The organism is Thermostichus sp. MS-CIW-25 (assembly GCF_054060015.1).
Genome location: NZ_JBSSCS010000031.1, coordinates 1 through 19702, shown reverse-complemented (window position 1 = coordinate 19702; position 19702 = coordinate 1). Strand labels below are relative to the sequence as shown.

Annotated in this window: 20 protein-coding genes; 9 read left to right on the top strand and 11 right to left on the bottom strand. The window is 58.4% G+C overall.

Features of this window, described 5'->3' with window-relative positions:
- Positions 1–522: 522 nt before the first annotated feature.
- From ACVWZ1_RS10930 to ACVWZ1_RS10895, 8 genes are all read right to left on the bottom strand, one after another.
- Positions 523–1698: a tetratricopeptide repeat protein gene (locus ACVWZ1_RS10930; protein WP_414356293.1), complete on the bottom strand. Its 1176-nt coding sequence runs from the start codon at positions 1696–1698 to the stop codon at positions 523–525.
- A 24-nt stretch (positions 1699–1722) separates the two neighbouring features.
- On the bottom strand, positions 1723–2028 hold the full coding sequence (locus tag ACVWZ1_RS10925) for a hypothetical protein (RefSeq protein WP_414408177.1): 306 nt from the start codon (positions 2026–2028) through the stop codon (positions 1723–1725).
- Between the two features lie 31 nt (positions 2029–2059).
- Entirely contained in the window at positions 2060–2860 is an 801-nt protein-coding gene (locus ACVWZ1_RS10920) for a hypothetical protein (protein WP_414408178.1), read from the bottom strand.
- A gap of 110 nt (positions 2861–2970) precedes the next feature.
- Positions 2971–4284 carry a histidinol dehydrogenase gene (hisD, locus tag ACVWZ1_RS10915; RefSeq protein WP_414399523.1) on the bottom strand — a complete coding sequence of 438 codons (1314 nt, stop codon included), beginning with the start codon at positions 4282–4284 and terminating at the stop codon, positions 2971–2973.
- A gap of 233 nt (positions 4285–4517) precedes the next feature.
- Positions 4518–5261 (bottom strand): hypothetical protein, encoded by a 744-nt coding sequence (locus ACVWZ1_RS10910; protein WP_457503367.1) that lies wholly within the window; start codon positions 5259–5261, stop codon positions 4518–4520.
- A 114-nt stretch (positions 5262–5375) separates the two neighbouring features.
- The gene (locus ACVWZ1_RS10905) at positions 5376–6560 is read right to left on the bottom strand and encodes an LL-diaminopimelate aminotransferase (protein WP_457503366.1); all 1185 of its coding nucleotides are present in this window, start codon (positions 6558–6560) and stop codon (positions 5376–5378) included.
- A gap of 49 nt (positions 6561–6609) precedes the next feature.
- A complete protein-coding gene (locus ACVWZ1_RS10900; protein WP_414380455.1) occupies positions 6610–7194 on the bottom strand; it encodes a TolB family protein in 585 nt (194 codons plus the stop codon).
- Positions 7195–7252: 58 nt separating this feature from the next.
- A complete protein-coding gene (locus ACVWZ1_RS10895; RefSeq protein ID WP_414328853.1) occupies positions 7253–7537 on the bottom strand; it encodes a DUF427 domain-containing protein in 285 nt (94 codons plus the stop codon).
- 231 nt (positions 7538–7768) lie between these two features.
- On the opposite strand from ACVWZ1_RS10895, the gene ACVWZ1_RS10890 reads away from it, so the two are divergent.
- From ACVWZ1_RS10890 to ACVWZ1_RS10850, 9 genes are all read left to right on the top strand, one after another.
- Positions 7769–9178, top strand: a complete 1410-nt coding sequence (locus ACVWZ1_RS10890) for a DUF697 domain-containing protein (RefSeq protein WP_457503371.1) — start codon at positions 7769–7771, stop codon at positions 9176–9178.
- Positions 9179–9226: 48 nt separating this feature from the next.
- Complete coding sequence (locus ACVWZ1_RS10885; protein WP_414356300.1) at positions 9227–9991, top strand: peptidase; 765 nt, start codon at positions 9227–9229, stop codon at positions 9989–9991.
- 52 nt (positions 9992–10043) lie between these two features.
- Entirely contained in the window at positions 10044–11030 is a 987-nt protein-coding gene (glyQ, locus tag ACVWZ1_RS10880) for a glycine--tRNA ligase subunit alpha (protein ID WP_414356301.1), read from the top strand.
- Positions 11031–11180: 150 nt separating this feature from the next.
- Positions 11181–11708, top strand: a complete 528-nt coding sequence (locus ACVWZ1_RS10875) for a low amplitude/bright protein LabA (RefSeq protein ID WP_011431737.1) — start codon at positions 11181–11183, stop codon at positions 11706–11708.
- Between the two features lie 331 nt (positions 11709–12039).
- Complete coding sequence (gene lepA / locus ACVWZ1_RS10870; RefSeq protein ID WP_457503364.1) at positions 12040–13851, top strand: translation elongation factor 4; 1812 nt, start codon at positions 12040–12042, stop codon at positions 13849–13851.
- Positions 13844–14449, top strand: coding sequence for a bis(5'-nucleosyl)-tetraphosphatase (symmetrical) YqeK (gene yqeK / locus ACVWZ1_RS10865; protein ID WP_457503363.1), 606 nt, complete (start codon positions 13844–13846; stop codon positions 14447–14449). Before lepA ends, yqeK begins: the two co-directional genes overlap by 8 nt.
- A 42-nt stretch (positions 14450–14491) precedes the next feature.
- A complete protein-coding gene (rsfS, locus tag ACVWZ1_RS10860) occupies positions 14492–14863 on the top strand; it encodes a ribosome silencing factor (RefSeq protein ID WP_011431734.1) in 372 nt (123 codons plus the stop codon).
- A 596-nt stretch (positions 14864–15459) separates the two neighbouring features.
- Positions 15460–15780, top strand: coding sequence for a hypothetical protein (locus ACVWZ1_RS10855; RefSeq protein ID WP_011431733.1), 321 nt, complete (start codon positions 15460–15462; stop codon positions 15778–15780).
- A gap of 57 nt (positions 15781–15837) precedes the next feature.
- Positions 15838–16749, top strand: coding sequence for a histone deacetylase family protein (locus ACVWZ1_RS10850; RefSeq protein WP_457439437.1), 912 nt, complete (start codon positions 15838–15840; stop codon positions 16747–16749).
- Here the strand turns inward: ACVWZ1_RS10850 and ACVWZ1_RS10845 are convergent.
- The 3 genes from ACVWZ1_RS10845 to speD all read right to left on the bottom strand — a co-directional run bounded on the left by ACVWZ1_RS10845 (position 16746) and on the right by speD (position 19507).
- The gene (locus tag ACVWZ1_RS10845; RefSeq protein ID WP_011431731.1) at positions 16746–17897 is read right to left on the bottom strand and encodes an NAD-dependent epimerase/dehydratase family protein; all 1152 of its coding nucleotides are present in this window, start codon (positions 17895–17897) and stop codon (positions 16746–16748) included. The genes ACVWZ1_RS10850 and ACVWZ1_RS10845 overlap by 4 nt on opposite strands.
- A gap of 93 nt (positions 17898–17990) precedes the next feature.
- The gene (locus tag ACVWZ1_RS10840; protein ID WP_414356308.1) at positions 17991–18929 is read right to left on the bottom strand and encodes a fused MFS/spermidine synthase; all 939 of its coding nucleotides are present in this window, start codon (positions 18927–18929) and stop codon (positions 17991–17993) included.
- 119 nt (positions 18930–19048) lie between these two features.
- On the bottom strand, positions 19049–19507 hold the full coding sequence (speD, locus tag ACVWZ1_RS10835) for an adenosylmethionine decarboxylase (RefSeq protein ID WP_414328672.1): 459 nt from the start codon (positions 19505–19507) through the stop codon (positions 19049–19051).
- Positions 19508–19702 lie beyond the last annotated feature (195 nt).

Here is a 19702-nt window from a genome sequence, read left to right as displayed (position 1 = left end):
CACCTATCCAGTCCAAATAGACGCTTTTGCCCAGCCGAACCGACCTGGCATGCGCAAGCTATAGGGCTACAGAGATGGTGTCAGAAGCACGACTGGACACTGTTGAGATCCGCCAAAAGCTAGAACGTTCTTAGTTTGACCAGGTTTCTGGGCCCAAGCAACAGCATCTCCACGGAAAATCGGCGGGTTTCCTCGGCAAAAGAGCGCAATTTCCCTGTCAGGCCCGATTGAATTGCCCGATTTCTGTTGCTGGCGTGCTCTCATGGACTGGTTCATGATTTGGGATTGGCCGTGAGATCGCCTGCGCATTCTGATCCCCCCTCTCCCAGAGAGAGAAGGGCTGGGATGTTTTTGGGGTCTCAATGCAGCACTTGACCCACTGCGGTCGTCTGAGCGCTCTACCCACAGCTTGTGGGGAAGTCGCGCCTGTGGAGATTTCTCTGACAGGTTGGTAGCCAAGACTACCGTTAGTGATGACTTGTGACGCAGGTCGCTTTGACGTTGAGCAAAGGTTAGCGTTGCCTAGCCCTGTGTAAGCCTTTCAGAGCGGTTCTTGAGGGGTTCCGTGCCGGCGAGAGCTACCAAAAACGACGCAAAACTCGGCTCCTCGCGAATGGGGTGGAAATAGGGTTCAGAGGAGAGCAAGGGGCGGTAGCGCTCCGGCTCCAGGCGTAGGGCTTGCTCCAGGGCTTGTAAGGCCTGAGGCACTTGGCCTTCCCAGGCGCAGCAGCAGGCTTTGGCGTAGTGAGCCTCGGCATTGTCGGGATCCATCTGCAGGGCCCGATCAAAACTCTGGATGGCCAGCTCGTAGAGGTTCAAGTCCATCAGCACCAGGCCGCGCTGCACCCAGATCTGAGGGCGTTTGGGATCTTGCGCCAGGGCACGGTCGTAGCTGTTGAGGGCCTCCATCGGGTTGCCGAGGCGGTGGTGGGCAAGGGCGTGGCCGGCCCAGAGAGAGACGGATTCGGATCCCAGTTGCAGGGCTCGTTCGTAGCTGGCCAGAGCATCGGCGTAGCGCTCTAGGTGAAACAGAGCCAGCCCCCGACTCTGCCAAACTTGAGCATCGACGGGGTTGATGGCGAGGGCTTTGTCGTAGCTGATCAAGGATCCCTGCCACCGCCCCAGAGAGGCTAAGGTTAGCCCGTGCAGGTACCACGTTTCCGGGCTATCGGGGCTGAGAGCAAGAGCGCGCTCGTAGGCGCGTAGGGCTTCTTCGTAGCGGCCCAATTGCCGCAGCGTGTTGGCCTGGTTAAAGCGGGCCTCAAAAAAATCCGGCTTCAGTTGCAGAGCCCGCTCATAGCTGGCCAGAGCTTCCTGATGGCGACCGAGATCGTCCAGCAGAGAACCACGGTTGTTCCAGGCTTCGGGGAAATCCGGCTTCAGCTCCAGGGCGCGGTCGTAGCTGGCGAGGGCAGCTTGGGCTTGCCCCAGGTGGTCGAGGGTGGTGGCGCGGTTGTACCAGGCAATGGGATCCTGCGGCTGATCTCCCAGCGCCTGCTCGAACGGCTCCAGTTGAGCCGCTTGTTCCGCCGAAAGAGCCGATGGGTCAACCGCCGGGACGGGCGAAACGGTTGTCGATTCTGGGGAAGCAGCACGCTTCTGCCGCCGCAGCCACCAGGCCCAACCCCCGGCCAAAAGCAACAGGCCCACCCCCAGCACCAGCACGCCCAAGTCGGTCGGGGCAATCGCAAACGGCATGATCCACTGCCTCTCTTCGCGCCTTTACATCATCACCAAAAAGGGCAAGGGATCGCTCGGCCCTGCCGGCGAGATCAGCTCAATGCGCTTCTCACCGGGGTAGGTGCTGGGATCGATCTCGAAGGTAACCGTCAGGTGCTCGGCACTGGCCTGCACCGGCTCTCGGGATCGCCCCAAGGGATCCCCAAAGCTGACCCGGATCCCTTTGCCCGCCGGGCTGACCCGGATCTCCGTCACCTGATCCAGATGGGATCCCTCTAGGGTACAGACGATCACATCCCCGACAAAGGCCTCCAGAGGCCAGCCCCGCCGCACTATCGGTTTGGACATGGTGTTACTCCCACAGGCTTCTGCATTCTGTTTAATTTTCCCCTCCTTGCCCCAGCCCAAAACGGCCCTGGTGGCAGAGGGGCTCTCCCCCCTTGGGCAGGATCTCTTGCCACCCCTCCACAGAAGAGGGAGTTGGGGAAAGGGCAACGGCAGGCGCTCGCAGCAACACCTGGTGGTCTGGGCCCACGCTCACCAAGCGGGGCATCTCTCCAAGACTATCGGCCACCGCAAACAGCACCCGCTCTCGGGCCTGGGGATCCCAGCCCAGCAGCTCAGCATACCCCAGCGCCGGCGGCGGATCCCAGATTTGCACCGGTGGGATCCCTGTCGAGCCGGTGGGCAAGGGCCAGACCACCGCCCGATCCCAGCTCAAATCGGTTTGGAACCAGCCTTCGTACTCCCGCGCCAGCAAAGTGTTCCCCTGCCAGGCCAAAGGCAGGATCATGGCAAAATCCAATGGCTCGGCAGGGTCGTACACAGACGCCGAGGCTTGATAAACGACTTGCAGGGCTTGAGTACGGGTGTTCTCGGCAAACAACACACTGGTCAACCGACCAGCCTCGGGTGTAGCCACCAAATCCAGCCGTGTGTACACCTGCCACTGGGGATCTGGCGCCGGCAGGGGATCGCTGCGCAACAGGCCAACCACCGTGCATTGCCGTTGCCGGGCTTGCTCCTGCAACCCATACACCCAATCCCAAGGGATAGAAACAGCAGAAGAAGAACTCCGTTGCACCGACAGAGCGGCATCCTGTTCGCGACAGCAGTGGGGAGAAGGGATCCTGCCGGAGGAAGACACTGCCGGATTCGCCAGCAACAGAGCCCAGCTCATCCCAACTGCCGCAAGCCCCCACTGCCCCTTTCGCCTGACCCAACCCGTCATCCTGCCCTCCGGTACGCGACCACGGCTGTAAGGCTTGAGACAAGGCTTTTGCAAACCCTCTAGCCTCCTTCTGCCAACCGCACCTGCACCGACTGGCCATGGGCAGGCAACCCCTCCGCCTGGGCGAGGGCCTGAATTGCGCTGGCCACCTCCCGCAAAGCCGCTGAGCCGTATTGAATCAGACTGGAATGCTTTAGGAAAGTTTCTACCCCCAGAGCCGAGGCGTAGCGGGCTGCGCCTGCCGTAGGCAGGGTATGGTTGGGGCCAGCCAGGTAATCTCCTACCGCCTCCGGAGTATGGTGGCCCAAGAAAATGGCCCCCGCATGGCGAATGGGATCCAGCAAAGCCCAGGGATCTGCCACCTGCAGTTCCAAATGCTCTGGCGCAAACAGGTTGGACAAAGCCACCGCCGCCGTCAGATCCGGCACCACCGCAATCAGCCCGTAATTCACCACCGACTTTTCCACCATCAGACGGTTGGGATGGGCCTCCATCTGGGTGGCCACCGCCTGCTGCACCTGCTGGGCCAGCTGGAGATCGGTGGTCAGAAGGATGGCCGCCGCCAAGGGATCGTGCTCGGCTTGGGCCAGCAAATCGGCAGCCACATAAAGGGGGTTGGCGCTCTCGTCGGCGATGATCAACACCTCCGATGGCCCGGCCAGCGAGTCGATCCCCACCGTGCCGTACACCAGCTTTTTGGCCAAAGTTACGTAGATGTTGCCGGGGCCGGTGATCACGTCCACCTTGGGGATGGTCTCGGTGCCGTAGGCCAAAGCCCCTATTGCCTGAGCCCCTCCAACGCGATAGATGGTGTGGATGCCTACTTCTTGGGCGGCCACCAAAATGGCCGGGCTAATCCCCTTGCCCCCCGAGCCGTCGGATCCCGGTGGCGTCACCATCACAATCTCGGGCACCCCCGCCACCTGGGCCGGGATGGCGTTCATCAACACCGTGCTGGGATAGGCGGCCCGCCCCCCCGGAATGTAGAGGCCGGCGCGATCCACAGGGCGGTATTGCTTGCCCAAAACGATCTCAGGGCCGGGAAAGCTCACCCAACTGCTGGGCACCCGCTGCCGGTGAAAAGCCTCAATGCGCTGCTTGGCCAGCCGTAAGGCTGAAAGCAATTGCGGAGACACCGCCTGGTAAGCTGCCTCTAGCTCGGCCCCAGACACCTTCAGTTCGGCAACGCTCAGCTCCACCTGGTCAAACTCAGCCGTATAGGCCAGCAGGGCACGATCCCCCTGACGGCGTACCGCTTGCAGGATCTCCCGCACGGTTGCTTCACGGTGCAGGTTCTGGTCAGCCTGAGTGCGCTCCGAGATCCGTCTAAGCTCGGCTTCAGCCTCGGCTAGCTGGGTGACGATTCTCAGCATGGCAACTCCTTCGCATAGCGCGCCGTAACCCCATACTAACGAGGGATCCGGCGGCATCGCGGTAGCAAAGCGGATCTTTCGCTGGGTCGGCTTGCGGCGACAAGAAGGGACATCCCCAGGCAGGGATCCCGTCTGCACCTGGCGTGATCCGGGTTGAGCATGGTCATAGCTTAGCCTGGATTGTCCTCGGCCAAGCGCCGATAGCCCTACTTAGGAAAAAGCCTGCCCCTTTTTCATAGGCGCAGTTCTGACGATTTGATCAAGTTGCGAAAATCGTGGATTACCTCTTCACAGCGACGGAAAAAAGCCAGCACCCAATCCCGTAGCACCCTTTGCTGAGATTCGTCCAGTTCCTTGAGGGATCCCCGGTAGTGGATCTGGCCGCTGCGCTCGATCTCGAACTGGTTCAGCCATTCTGCTTTGGATCCCTGGCGTTCCACCACTTCCTGCCGTGCTGCCTTCCAATAGTTGACGATCACCGCCTTGCCCAAATAGCCGGTTGTAATCTGGCAGAGACGGTTCAGAGATTGCACGAAGACATCCATCTCCATGCGCGGGCCCGCCGCAGGAGCGGAACTGGGCTGGGTAGCGTTCCGGCCTGCCTCCGCCTGGCTGGTAAATAGACGAAAGGTGGCCAAGCCCTTTGGCGTATCCTGCTGCAGCTCGGCTCGCAGGCGGTTCACGGCCAAGGTGTAAACCGGCATCACCAGCTCGTCATTCACCGCCACCAGCAGCGCCCATTCCGGCCCAAGGGGGTAAACGAAAACCCGCTGCTCGGCAAACTGAAAGTCAAAATAGTCAAGTCCTGGGGGCATGGTCTCCAAAACTTGAAACAGCCCTTCGGTAAGGGCTTGCTGCTGTCGGCTATCCAAATCCTGAAAAGAGCGGTAGAAGAAAGGGCGACCTGCCCGACTCAAGAGCGCCACCCCCATCACCCCACGGATGGACAAAAAACTGTCGAGCGTTTCCTTCTCCATGCCCACTCAACTTGGATAACACTCTTACTCTTATCCTGACTTAGATTGCCCGAGGGTGGGCGAGCACAACCAACCGAGAGCTGGATGCTCGATGTTTGGGATTGATGTTTGGATTTAGGAAATGCACCGGGACAAAAACGCCTCGATCCGTCCCACCGCCTCCTCCAGACGGGATCCCTCGACCACCAAAGCAAAGCGGACATAGCCTTCCCCACTGGGGCCAAAGCCAGAACCGGGAGACAGGGCAACCCCTGTGGCTCTCACCAAGTCCAGACAAAACTGGGCAGAAGAGCCGCGATAAAACTCCGGCAGAGGCGCCCACAGATACATAGTGGCTTCTGGCAAGGGCACAGGCCAACCCATGCGGTGCAGAGCCGCCACAGCTATATCCCGTCGCTCGCGGTACACCTGCCGCCAGCGCTGCAAAAAGCTATCGGGAACTGTCAAAGCTGCTGCTGCCCCCCGCAGAATGCCCTGGTATTGGTGGAAGTCGATGGTGGATTTCACCCACCGCAGGGCTCGGATCAGCTCCCGGCTGCCAATGGCGTAGGCTACCCGGAATCCCCCCATGTGATAGGACTTGGAGAGAGAAAAAAACTCGATGGTGCGGGTTTTATCGGGATCCGCCTGCAGCGCAGAAGGGGCCACCTGGCCGTCGAAGCGCCAGTCCACATAGGGAAAATCGTGGGCCAGAACGATGTCGTGCTGTTGACAGAATTGTAGGGTTTCCTGCCAAAACTCCGGGGTGACGGTGGCAGTGGTGGGGTTGTGGGGGTAGTTCAGCACCAGCAACCGTGCCTGCCGGCAGATTGCCTCCGGGATCCGATCCCACTGGGGCAAGAAGCGGTTTTCCGCCCGCAGGGGCAGGTAGTAGGGGATCCCGCCCGCCAGATGGATCCCGCCCGCATGAGAGGGATAAGCCGGATCGGCGACCAAGGCAACATCGCCAGGATTGAGCAAAGCCAGGGGCAAGAGGGCCGTCCCCTGCTGGGATCCGATCAACGGCAGCACCTCTGTTTCCGGATCGATCTCCAGGCCGAACTTCCCCATGTACCACTTGGCGCAGGCCGTCCGAAAGTCCGCCGTGTCGTGAAACAGCGTGTAGCCATAGGTAGAGGGATCCGACAGAGCCGATTGAATGGCCGCCAAGGAGTCTGAAGGTGGGGGCAGATCGGAGGATCCCAGCGACAAATCGATTACATCCAGGCCAGAGCGACGAGCCTCCCGCTTGGCTTGATCCATCCGGTCAAACACATTGCCGCCAAGGGGTTGAAGTCGCTGGGCGAGGGGAATCAACATGCAGAAACTCTTGCAAAGCAGGGGGGCCTATCCTGGCTTGAGGATCCCCTCAGGGATTGTCGCCAGAAGTGGGGGAAGAGGGTGAGGTTGGGCGCGTGCTGGCTGCCGGCCCCCGGTCGAAAATCTCGATGTGCCACTGCCCTTGGCCGTTGCTCTCGAAGGCGATAAACCGGCCATCGCCGCTGATGGTGGGGTTGCGCACATCTCCCGGCACCCGGCTGCTGATGTTTTCTATCCTGCGGGTTTCGCGGTCGTAGAGAAAAATCTCAGACTTGCCCAGAGCATTGGAGACATAGACGATGTAGCGACCATCGGCGCTGATGTCGGGCGAGGTGGCCGCCACGTCGCTGGAGTTGAGGCCGGGCAGATCCACCAAGCGACGTTCCACCGTGTCGTAGAGAAAAATATCCTGGCTGCCGCTGCGGGCCGAGGAAAACACCAGGTAGCGGCCATCTCCGTTGAAAGCAGGCTCCCCATCGGGGAAGATGCTGTTGAGGCCACTGTTGGTCAGGCTGGGACGCGGGGTGCGAAAACCTGCGGGGCTGCAGCCCAACAGCACCAAGCTCAATCCGGCCAGGCCCAGCTTTCTCGCCCACCGGGCCGCGCCAAACAGGATCCGGCCATTGGTCAGCATGGCATCGCCTCTGCAACCCACTCTTCCCATCATACCCGGTTGACAAACTCGGCTCCGGCTAGGGCTCCACCTTGACACCCTTCCAGAAGGCCACATAGCCCCGGATGTTGGCCGCAGCGGGTTTGGGATCCGGGTAGTACCAGGCGGCATCTTTGTTCTCCTGGCCGTTGACCACGAGGGTGTAGTAGCTGGCCTCCCCCTTCCAGGGGCAGGTGGTGTGGGTAGAGCTGGGCTGGAAGTATTCCCGGCGCAGAGATTCCGGCGGAAAATAGATGTTGCCTTCCACGGTTTCGTAGCGGTCTGTCTCGGCCACCACCACCCCATTCCAGATGGCCCTGGGCATGGAAAACCTCCTCTTGCCAAGTTTTGGATATCGGATTTTTGAGTTGCGGATCCCGGCGGCTGAGGCCGCCTTGCTTTGAGCTTAACTCTTCCCTTCCTCTTATGATCGTCTTGTATTGTCCCTTGTATTGTCCGATGAGAAGCTCTCTGTCCGGTGGGGAAGCCTGCCGATCCCGAGAGCAAAGTGGAGTCTTTTAAGGGCTGCTTCCTACCGCTATTGAGCGCTACGGCTATGGCTCGCCGCAACACCTTGCAAGATGACCTCAACTACCAACAAGCCAAGCGCAGCCTGCGCCAGTGGGTAGCCCAACTGGATCTGCGCCCCCAAGAGGTCGCGGGCTTAGAAGGGGAGTTGGAGAGCTTGCAAGCGCTCTTGGACAAGCTGGAAACCGAGGTCATCCACATCGCCGCCTTTGGTCTGGTGGGGCGAGGCAAGTCTTCCCTGCTCAATGCCCTGCTGGGCGAGCCAGTCTTTGAGACGGGGCCCACCCATGGCATCACCCGTACCCAGCAAGCGGCAACTTGGAACATCAGCTGGGAAACCCGCCCCCAGTCCTCCTTCTCTGGCACATCCCTGCAGGGATCCCGCCTCCCCCCTTCCTCGGTGCAGTCGGTACAGGTCGCCCATTGGCAGGGATCCCGTCTGGAGCTGATCGACACCCCCGGCCTCGATGAAGTGGATGGCGAAGAGCGGGCGCGGCTGGCCCAAGAAGTGGCGCAGCGAGCGGATCTGATCCTGTTTGTCGTCTGCGGGGATCTGACGCGGGTGGAGTTTGAGGCTCTGGCCACCCTGCGGGAGGCGGGCAAGCCTATGCTGCTGGTGTTCAACAAGATCGACCAGTACCCAGAGGCAGATCGCCAGGCCATTTACGACAAGATCCGCAACGAACGGGTGCGGCAGCTCCTTTCTCCCAACGAGATCGTCATGGTGGCGGCCTCCCCTCGCGTACCCCGCCTGGTGCAAAGGCCGGATGGGAGCTTTGCTGCCCAGATGGAAGTGGGATCCCCGCAGGTGGATGAGCTGCGCCAGAAAATCCTGGAAGTCCTGCATCGGGAGGGGCGTTCGCTGCTGGCCTTGAATGCCCTCCTGTTTGCCGATCGGGTTAACCAGCAGGTAATTGAGCGCAAGCTGCAAACCCGTGCCCAGCAAGCCCAAGACCTCATCGCCTCAGCCGCCCGCACCAAAGCGCTGGCGGTTGCCCTCAACCCCATCACCCTGCTCGATACCTTGGGAGGGCTGGCCATCGATGTCACCCTGATCCTGCGCCTGGCCCGCCTGTACGGCTGGCCCATGAGCACTGCAGGAGCCACACAACTGCTGCAGAAGATCATCCTCAGCATGCTCAGCCTGGGCGCCGGCGAGTGGGTGGCGCTGTTGGGCCTGGGATCCCTGAAAACCTTGCTGGGAGGATTCTCTCTGGGGGCCTACGGTTCCGTGGCCCTGACGCAGGCGGTGTTGGCCGGGTTTTCCTGCTATGCCATCGGCGAGTCCGCCCGCCGCTACCTGGCCCAGGGAGCCAGTTGGGGGCCAGAGGGCCCCAAAGCCGCCATAGCCCAGATTTTGGCCGATTTGGACGAAGCCTCGATCACCGCCCGCCTGCGAGAGGAAATCCGCCACAAAATCGGATTTGCTTTCCCCTGAACCTCTACAATCGCCTCTACAATCAGAGAGCCGAGCCGCGTCGTCCTCATGACCTACTGCCTTGGCATCATCACCCGCTTTGGCTTGGTGATGGCGGCAGATTCCCGCACCAACGCCGGGGTGGACTACGTCTCCACCTACCAAAAGCTGTTCGATTTTTCCGTGCCCGAAGAGCGGGTGATCTTGATCTGCACCTCCGGCAACCTGTCCATCACCCAGGGCGTTTTGACCGAAGTGCAGCGGGATCTGCGCCAACCGGAAAGTACCAATCTCCACACCTTTCCCCACCTCTACGACGTGGCCCGCTACCTGGGATCCAAAATTCGTTACATCCAGGAGCAAGACCGGCCCTGGCTGGAAAAAGACGGCATCGACGCCCAGTGCAGCCTGTTGCTGGGGGGACAGATCCGAGGCGAAGAGCCAGCCCTTTTTTTGATCTACAGCCAGGGCAACTGCATCCAGGCCACCCCGGAAACCCCTTTTTTGCAGGTGGGGGAAACCAAATACGGCAAACCCATCCTGGATCGCACCCTCTCCTACGAAACCTCGCTAGCAGATGCGGCCAAATGCGCTCTCCTCTCCATCGACTCCACCATGAAATCCAACATCTCCGTCGGCCCCCCCATCGATTTGGTGATGGTGCAAGCGGATCAGTTCAAGGTCACCCACCGTCTGCGCCTGCGCACCGGGGATCCCTACCTGGCCAAGATGCGCAAACTGTGGGAAAGCGCCCTCAAACAAGCCTTCGACCAAATGCCCCCCATCGAGTGGGACTACTCGGATCCAGTCGATCAAGAAGAGCCGCTCGACTGAGGAGAGCAGATTGGTAGGATAGGGGTTGCTCTATCTCTGCCCAACCCTTGCCATGTCAGCCCACACCTTTCAAGACTTGATCTTTCGCCTGCAACAGTTTTGGGGGGAGCAGGGCTGCTTGATCCTGCAACCCTACGACCTGGAAAAAGGCGCCGGCACCATGAGCCCCCACACGTTTTTGCGCGCCTTGGGGCCGGATCCCTGGCGAGTGGCCTATGTCGAACCCTGTCGCCGCCCCACCGATGGACGCTACGGTCAAAACCCCAATCGCCTGCAGCACTATTTTCAATACCAAGTGTTGATCAAGCCCTCCCCCGATGACATTCAAGATGTGTACCTGGATAGCCTGCAAGCTCTGGGCGTGAATCCGGCAGAGCACGATATTCGCTTTGTGGAAGATGATTGGGAATCTCCCACCTTGGGAGCTTGGGGCGTGGGCTGGGAAGTGTGGCTGGACGGCATGGAAGTAACCCAGTTCACCTACTTTCAGCAGGTGGGCGGACAAGATTGTCGCCCGGTTTCTGTAGAAATTACCTATGGGCTAGAGCGCCTGGCCATGTATCTGCAGGGGGTGGATTCGGTTTTCGATCTCTGCTGGAATGAGCATCCTTCTCTGGGACGGATTACCTATGGACAAATCTATTTCCAAAATGAGGTCGAGCAATCTTATTACAACTTCGAGTATTCCGATCCGGAGATGCTACTGGAATTGTTCCGGCTCTACGAAGCCGAGGCCAAGCGTTTGATCGAAACCACCCAACAGAAACTGCAGAAACAGGTGTTGCCGGATCGGTTGGCCGTGTCTCTGCTCCTGCCCGCCTACGACTATGTGCTCAAGTGCTCCCACACCTTTAACCTGCTCGACGCTCGTGGTGTCATTGCTGTAGCCGAGCGCACCCTCTACATTGGGCGCATCCGTAACCTGGCTCGACAATTGGCGGAGCTGTACGTTAGCCAAGCCGATCGACCGGGATCCAGCTATGCCCTGCGGCAACCGGAACCCGCTTTGGTTTACAGGGGTGCCTCTCCCCAGAGTTAATTCTTGAGAAAGGGATCCCACCTTTGGCTATGATGAGAGATTGGTGTCAGCAAGGTGCTGGCTGCCCAAATGGCTCTTGTGGAAAGTCAGTGACCTCGTTTTCATCCTCTTTTTCTGACCAGTTCACCTTACTTTTTTCGGAAAAGCTTTATGTTTTACCATCATCCCGTCACTCGGGTTTCCATCTTTATTGATGGCAATAATATGTTTTATGCTCAACAGAAAAATGGCTGGTTTTTTGACCCACGCCGGGTGCTGGATTATTTTGTTAGATCACAGCCGAATGTTGAATTGGTCAACGCCTTTTGGTACACCGGCATCAAGGATCCCCATGATCAGAGGGCTTTTCGAGACGCTCTGATCAGCATGGGCTTCACTGTGCGCACCAAGATCCTCAAAGAATATCGAGATGAAGACTCCGGTCGGTACTCCCAAAAAGCAAATCTGGATATCGAAATAGTAATCGATATGTTCAACACCGTTGGCCAGTACGATAGGATCATTCTATTTAGCGGCGATGGAGATTTTGAGCGGGCCGTCGAGCTGTTGCGTTCCAAAAACACGCTGATTACAGTTGTCTCCACCGAAGGGATGATCGCCCGCGAGCTGCGCAACGCCACCGACCGCTACATCGACCTCAATGACATTCGCCCCTACATTGAGAAGTTAGACAAGTAGTGCTTTGGGCAGGGTTCTGGACTGCTTCCTCTGCCGTCGGGTCAGACCCATAGCCTCCTGGCGAGCTGGCGACAACACCGCCTAAGTTCGTTCTGGCTTTTTCCATCTTCACGGATCCCATCCCTGCCACACAAGCGGCACGTCTGTTGTACCGGCTCTAGTCAGCGCTGCCGGAAAGGAGCTGTCCCGGCCAATTCCAGTAGGGTGCTCTGGTGTCCGGCAGAAGGGCTGTGTCTTCTCCCCTTGGCAGCCAACTTCTGGGCAACCTCAGTTCAGGCAGGGGAGCAGAGAGGCTAGCATTGTAAAAAATCTTTGCCCTGATCAGGTTTTTATGACCGGCGTTCCTGTCTCCCGTATTCGCAACTTTTCCATCATCGCCCACATCGACCACGGCAAATCCACCCTCGCCGATCGCCTCCTGCAGGAAACGGGCACCGTTTCAGCCCGCGAGATGAAGCCACAACTGCTGGACAGCATGGAACTGGAGCGGGAACGGGGCATTACCATCAAGCTGCAGGCGGCCCGCATGAACTACCGTGCCCAAGACGGCCAAGACTATGTTTTGAACCTGATCGACACGCCGGGGCATGTGGACTTCACCTACGAAGTCTCCCGCTCCCTGGCCGCCTGTGAAGGGGCGCTGCTGGTGGTGGATGCCTCTCAAGGGGTGGAGGCCCAAACCCTGGCCAACGTCTACCTGGCCCTGGAGAACAACCTGGAAATTATTCCGGTGATCAACAAAATCGACCTGCCGGGGGCCGAGCCGGAGCGGGTGATTGAGGAGATTGAGCAGGTAATCGGCCTCGACTGCAGCGGGGCAATCCTGGCCTCTGCCAAGGTGGGTATTGGCATTCAAGAGATTCTGGAGGCCATTGTGCAGCGGGTGCCGCCCCCACGGGATACAGTGGCGGAGCCCCTGCGGGCCTTGATTTTCGATAGCTACTACGACGCCTATCGCGGCGTGATCGTCTATGTGCGCATCATGGACGGGGAGGTGAAAACGGGGGACAAGATTTGCTTTATGGCCTCTGGCCGAGAATACGAGATTACCGAGCTGGGGGTGATGCGTCCCAACCAAGAGCCGGTGGATGCCCTACATGCGGGCGAGGTGGGCTACATGGCCGCCGCCATCAAGAGCGTGGAACACGCCCGTGTTGGGGACACCATCACCCTGGTGAATCGCAAAGCTCCTGAGCCCCTGCCCGGCTACAAAGAAGCCAAGCCGATGGTGTTTTGTGGCCTGTTCCCCAGCAGCTCCGATCAGTACGCCGAACTCAAAGAGGCTCTGGAAAAGCTCAAGCTCAACGATGCTGCCCTGTACTTTGAGCCAGAAATTTCCAGCGCCATGGGCTTCGGCTTCCGCTGTGGTTTTCTGGGCCTGCTGCACATGGAGGTGGTTCAGGAACGCCTAGAGCGGGAGTACAATCTCGATCTGGTGATCACAGCTCCGACGGTGGTGTACCAAGTTACCCTCAACAACGGCTCTGTGATTCGGGTGGACAATCCCAGCAAGCTGCCTCCCCCCAACGAGCGCACCAGCATTGAGGAGCCGATTGTCAGGGTAGAGGTGATTCTTCCTGAGGAATTTGTCGGTACCGTGATGGAGCTGTGTGAGACCAAACGCGGCACTTTTAAAGACATGAAATATCTGGCGCAGGGTCGGACTACGCTGGTGTATGAGCTGCCCCTGGCGGAAGTGGTCACCGACTTTTTCGACCAATTGAAATCACGCACTCGTGGTTATGCCAGCATGGACTACCAAATGATTGGCTATCGCGCCGATGATTTGGTGCGTTTGGACATTTTGATCAACGGCGATGTGGTGGATTCTCTATCCACAATTGTGCATCGGGACAAAGCTTTTTATGTAGGCCGTTCCCTAGTGGCCAAGTTACGGGAGCTGATCCCACGCCATCAATTTGAAGTGCCCATTCAGGCAGCAATTGGCTCTAAAGTGATTGCTCGTGAAACCATACCAGCCCTGCGCAAAAACGTCTTGGCCAAATGCTACGGAGGAGATGTGACCCGCAAACGCAAGCTTTTGGAAAAACAAAAAGAGGGGAAAAAACGCATGAAGGCGGTGGGAACGGTGGATGTGCCCCAAGAAGCGTTTATGGCCGTGCTGAAGTTGCAAAATGATTAGGGCCATGGGCACTCAACTGGGGCGGGAAGAGGTGTTGGCCTGGCTACAGGAGCGGGTGTCTCCTCCTCGCCTCCGCCATATCTTGGGGGTAGAGGGGATGGCCCGACAGCTGGCGGCCCACTACGGGCTGGATGAGCAGAAAGCTGCTTGGGCAGGGCTGATGCACGACTTGGCCAAGGCTTTCCCGCCGGAGCAACTGTTGCAAAGGGTGGCTCAGGAACGGGAGCTGGATGAAATTGAGCGGGCCGAACCTCACATCCTGCACGCTGAGGTGGGATCCCTGGTGGCGCGGGAGCAGTTTCAGGTACAGGACCCGGAGATTTTGGCGGCCATTGCCAACCACACGCTAGGGCAGCCCGGCATGGATCCGCTCAGTTGCGTGGTTTTCGTGGCCGATGCCCTGGAGCCGAATCGGGGCAACAGCCCAGAATTGGAGCGGTTGCGGCAGATGGCTTTTGTAGATTTGTCTAAAACCGTAGTGGGAGTATGTGACTTGAGCCTAAAATTTTTGCTAGACCGGAATCAGGTGGTTCATCCGCGCACACTCATGACTCGGAATCATTTTTTGTTACATCCTTTAGAAAAAGCGGTGTCCTAGGTTAACTCAGTCGTTTCAGGAGGGTTTTAGTTGCTACATCTCATGCCTGCCCCTGCTGGGGATCCCATCTATTGCATGGCGCTGAGTGCAGCTCGCGCGGCAGAAGAGAAAAAAGGTGGCGATATCGTTCTGCTGGATGTATCCCAAGTCTCCACTTTGGCAGATTACTTTCTTCTGGTCAGCGGCTACTCGCTTACGCAAGTCCGCGCCATTGCCCGAGCAATTGAGGAAAAGGTTTGGGACGAGTGGAAACAAACTCCGCGCCGCATCGAAGGGCAGGAATCGGCCTCTTGGATACTGATCGACTATGCCGATCTCATTGTCCATGTGATTATGCAACAGGAAAGGGACTACTATGACCTAGAGTCTTTCTGGATCCAGGCTCAGCGAGTCGATCTGCCCATAGCAGGCTAAATCTATTTGTTTTGGATTCCTGGATTTGGCAGTTCTTCAGAGCTTGGAGCCAAGGGAAGAGTTGCTCTTTACAACTCTTTAACTGCCTTCCAGGGCCTCCTTGACAGACAGAAGTTTTAGTCAATTGTCAAGAAATATGTAAGTTTCTTAATATTCCCGCAATTTCTTACACAGTCACGTGTTAGGGTAGTGAATGACAAATAGCTGAGTAAGATCTTCCTGCCTTTTGCAGTCGAGTTTCTATAGTCTTTGTTAAACGCTCTACCTTGTTTCTCTTGAACGCTGATAATTCTTCGTTGGTACTGAATACCAGCAAAAAGATTTTCCAGCTGCTGATGGCTCCTATTGGCTGCTTTCAGCGGCAAGTGGAAAGGCAAACGAGGCGAATAGAGGAGGCAAGGATTGGCTGCACAAGAGGATCTTACGAACGAAACCGCAACTTCTTCCCGACGGCAGACTTAACTGCAACCGGCTTAAATGGTCGGCCTGTAGGCAAAATCCGGTGCCAAAAGCAGCGGAGGAAGATGGGGAAGCAGCGTTTTTTGTTTAATGTCTGTTTTTAAGAGCGACAGGGATTTTTAGGAGGGACATTCATCATGGAAAAGATGTTGGTTAATATCGTCGAGTACCTGGCATTGGGAGAACTGGAAACTATCCTCTCCACTGAGCACCCCCATCAACAGGTGTTTTATGACGCTAGGGAGCGGGAAGCGATGATGCAGCAGATCCTAAACCGGGTCCCCGCCATCTACATGTGGCTGGCTGCCGATGAGTGTCCCAGCCGCGATCAACTCAATTCCTCTGAGCTGGAATTGCTGCGGTCGGTAGTGCGGGATGTGGTCAATCAAAAACTCCAACAAGCCTCTTTTGGCCTTGACCCCTATGCGGGATCCATGTCAGAGGTCTTCTACGGATAGAGGGGGCGGGCTTAAGCTACACTGCAAAGGCGTTGCCTTAGCTTGTTGCCTCTGCCCATGTTGCCTGTTTACTATTCTGATATTTTCCTCAGCCACGATACTGGGCCATTTCACCCCGAGCGTCCGGCTCGCTTGCAGTCCATTGTTAAGGCGCTGCGTGGTGCCCCTTTTGCCAACCAGTTGGAATGGCGGGATCCCCCCTTGGCGGAGCTGGCAGAGCTGGAGCGAGTACACTCGCGTCAGCACATCCAACAGGTGGCTGAGTTGGCAACAGCAGGTGGGGGACACATTGATGCCGACACTGCTCTCTCGGAGAGAAGTTTTGAAGCGGCGCGCCTGGCTGTGGGGGCTTGGGTGGCCGGCTCTGCCTCGGTTTTGACCACCGCTCAGCCAGCGCTGGTGCTGTGCCGTCCACCTGGGCATCACGCAGAGCCAGAACGGGCAATGGGGTTTTGTTTATTCAGCAACGCGGCCATTGCGGCGCTGTGGGCGCTGGATCAGCCGGGGGTGAAGCGGGTGGCGATTTTCGATTGGGATGTTCACCACGGCAACGGCACGCAGGCGGTGGTGGAGCGCTATCCCCAACTGGCCTATGCCTCCATCCATCAGTTTCCCCTCTACCCCGGCACCGGCTCCGCTCGCGAAACCGGGATCCACGGCAACCTCTGCAACGTGCCTTTGCCTGCCGGCTCGGATTGGTTGGCCTACAAAAAGGCCCTCGACGAGAAGATCTTGCCGTTCTTGCAAGCGTTCCAGCCGGATTTGCTGCTGGTGAGCGCCGGCTTCGACTGTGCCAAAGGGGATCCCCTGGCCGGTATGCAGCTAGAGCCGGAAGACTTTGGCCGCATGGCCCGCCTTTGCCTGGAGCAGGTGACCCGCAAAACCCTCTTCGGCTTGGAAGGCGGCTATAACCTGGACAACCTGGCGCGCGGCTGGCTGAGCCTGGCCCAAGCTTGCCTGGAGAGTTAACCTTTCCACTTCACCTTGGGTAAAATCTGCCGCACATCCACCCGATCCTTGTACTTGAGAGCAAAGTTGAGCAGCGAATCCAAGAGGGAATCGGACAGATAGTGGGGCTGGAGGCCCAGGTCTAGGAGCTTGGTGTTTTTGGCGTTGTAGTAGTGCTCTTCCAGCTCGACGCGGGGGTTCTCCAGGTGGTTGATTTCCACCTTCAGGCCCATGGTGGCTCCCGCCTTTTGCACCAGCAACGCCAGTTGCTCAACACTAAATTGCTCTGTGAACTGGTTCATCACCCGGAATTGGCCCGGCTCGGCAGGGTGAGCAATGGCCAGCTCCACGCAGCGCACCGTGTCGCGGATATCCAGGAAACCGCGGGTCTGGCCGCCCTTGCCATACACTGTCAGCGGATGGCCCACGGCCGCTTGAATGCAGAAGCGGTTCAGAGCTGTGCCGAATACGCCATCGTAATCGAGACGGTTGATCAGCACCTCGTCCATGCCGGTTTCTTCTGTGAGCACGCCGTACACCACTCCTTGGTTGAGGTCGGTGGCCCGCAGGCCCCAGACGCGGCAGGCGAAGTGGATGTTGTGGCTGTCGTGTACTTTGGAGAGGTGATACATGGATCCCGGCTGCTTGGGATAGGGCAGGGTATCCTTGCGGCCATTGTGCTCGATGGTGATGTACCCCTCCTCAATGTCGATGTTGGGGGTGCCATACTCACCCATGGTGCCCAGCTTCACCAGGTGGCAATCGGGAAATTCCTCTTTGATGGCGTAGAGGATGTTCAAGGTGCCCACCACGTTGTTCACCTGGGTCATTACCGCGTGTTCGCGGCTGATCATCGAGTAAGGGGCAGAGCGCTGCTCGCCAAAGTGAACAATGGCCTCCGGCGGGAAGCGGCGCATGCAGGAGATCAGGGCTTCGTAGTTGGTAACGTCGCAGACAAAGATGGGAATGTCCTTGCCGGTTAGCCCCTTCCAGCGATCCACCCGTTGCTCTAGCTGGGCAATGGGGGTCAGGGTAGAAACCCCCAGTTGCAGATCCCAGAGGCGGCGGACGTAGGAATCGAGAATGGCCACCTCATAACCCCTGTTGGATAGGTGCAGGGCTGTCGCCCAGCCACAGTATCCGTCACCACCAATAACCAGGACTTTCATCAGGGAAGCAAAATTCGGCTGCTGACGAATCTACCAAGTTATGGCACCAAAGACAAACTCTCCTGGGATCCCTTCGGGGTGCTGGATAGCCCCTTATTCGATGCGAGGCGGGTTGTCCAGGGTATAAACCGTGGTCTCGGCGGCAATGGCACGGCGCAGGTGAGCTGGGACTTGGTAGAGGCCCAGAAGGGTGATGCCATCGATGAATTGCAGTGCCCCTCGCTCGGGATCCAACTGTTGGCTCAGAATCTGGTCGATCTGCTCCGGTTCTGGCCTGGGGGAGATGGGATCCTGAGCTGCCAGGGCAAAACCCAGCGGGCCACCGTAGGTGGGGGCATAGATGGCGTAGGGCTGCACGGCGGCAAACACCGTTTTCAGGGTGCGAACAATGCGGGTGTGTTGATGAAGCTCAACCGGCCCCGTCGGCCCGGCTTGGATGGTGAAAGCCCCATCTGGCTGCAACTTGGAGCGAATCTGGCGGAAAAACTCCTGGGTGAAGAGGCGGTAGGCAGGGCCGGACTCAATGGGATCGGAAAGATCGGAAAGGATCACATCCCAAATGGGGCCTGTTTCCTGGAGAAAATCCAAGGCATCGGCAATCACCACCTCCACCCGCGGATCTTCAAAGGATCCCTGGTGCATTTCCGGCAGGTGCTCTCGGCAGGCGGCCACCACCTCCCCATCGATGTCCACCATCACCACCTGCTCCACCGAGCGCCAACGCAGCACCTCCCGCAGCGTTGCCCCTTCTGCCCCCCCCAACACCAGTACCCGCCGGGGGATCCCGCCCGCTTGGACAACCTGCACCATAGCTGGATGAACCAAAGCCTCGTGGTACAGAAACTCATCCACGGTAGTGGATTGCCAATGCCCATCCAGCATCAGACCCTTGCCGAAGGCCCCCGTCTCGGCGATCAGCATCTCCTGGAAAGGGGTTTTTCGGTAGGCCAAGATGCGCGTGACGGCACGGGCGGTGTAGTCCCAAGGGGTAAAGTACTCCTGAACCCAGAAGAAACTTCTCGGGCTGCTCATAAGCACCTCGCTACAGCTTTTTCCAGCAACATAGACTGACCTCTGGGGTGAATCGGATCCCACCCAGCCTACAGATGGCCCCCATGACAGTTTGGAAAAAGCTGCGATTGGCGAAGATCTCAGCGCCTTCGTCGGGTCGCTTCACAGGTGAGCACCTCAGCCGAGTCTGGGGCCTCTTCCAGGAGTGTCGGTTGCGCGGTGCGGCGGGGCACCTTGCGCAGGGAATATCGTCGCGCTTGAAACACGTCGATCAGATATTCACAGGCCGCTTCCGGTCGGGTGTGGCGACCACAGGTGAACACATCCACCGCCGCGTAGCCCGCTTCGGGCCAGGTGTGAATGGAGATGTGGGATTCCCCCAAAAGAGCGAGGGCTGTAATCCCCTGTGGCTCAAATGGATGGCACAGCTCTCCCAAAAAGGTGGAGTTGGAGCGTCTCGCTGCCTCCCGCAAAGCCTGTTGCACCAGGGAGGCATCATCCAAAAGTTTGGCCGGGCAGTCGTAAAGCTCCAGGATACAGTGGATCCCGATCAGAGCTGGAGACCTATCCCCTAATTGGCCAGATAGTGTGTGCAGCATACTATCCCCTAATTGGCCAGATAGAACTGATTAGAACCAGAGGCTGCACAGAAAGCGCAGCTTTACCATTATCTCACAATTGTCATACTCCCCTGCCTTTAGGCAGGGGATTCTGGTTCCTGGTTCTGCGACAGCACTTACCGTGTCAGGTTGCCCCTCCACAGCAGCGGTGCTCATCGCGGCAGCGGGCCGTAG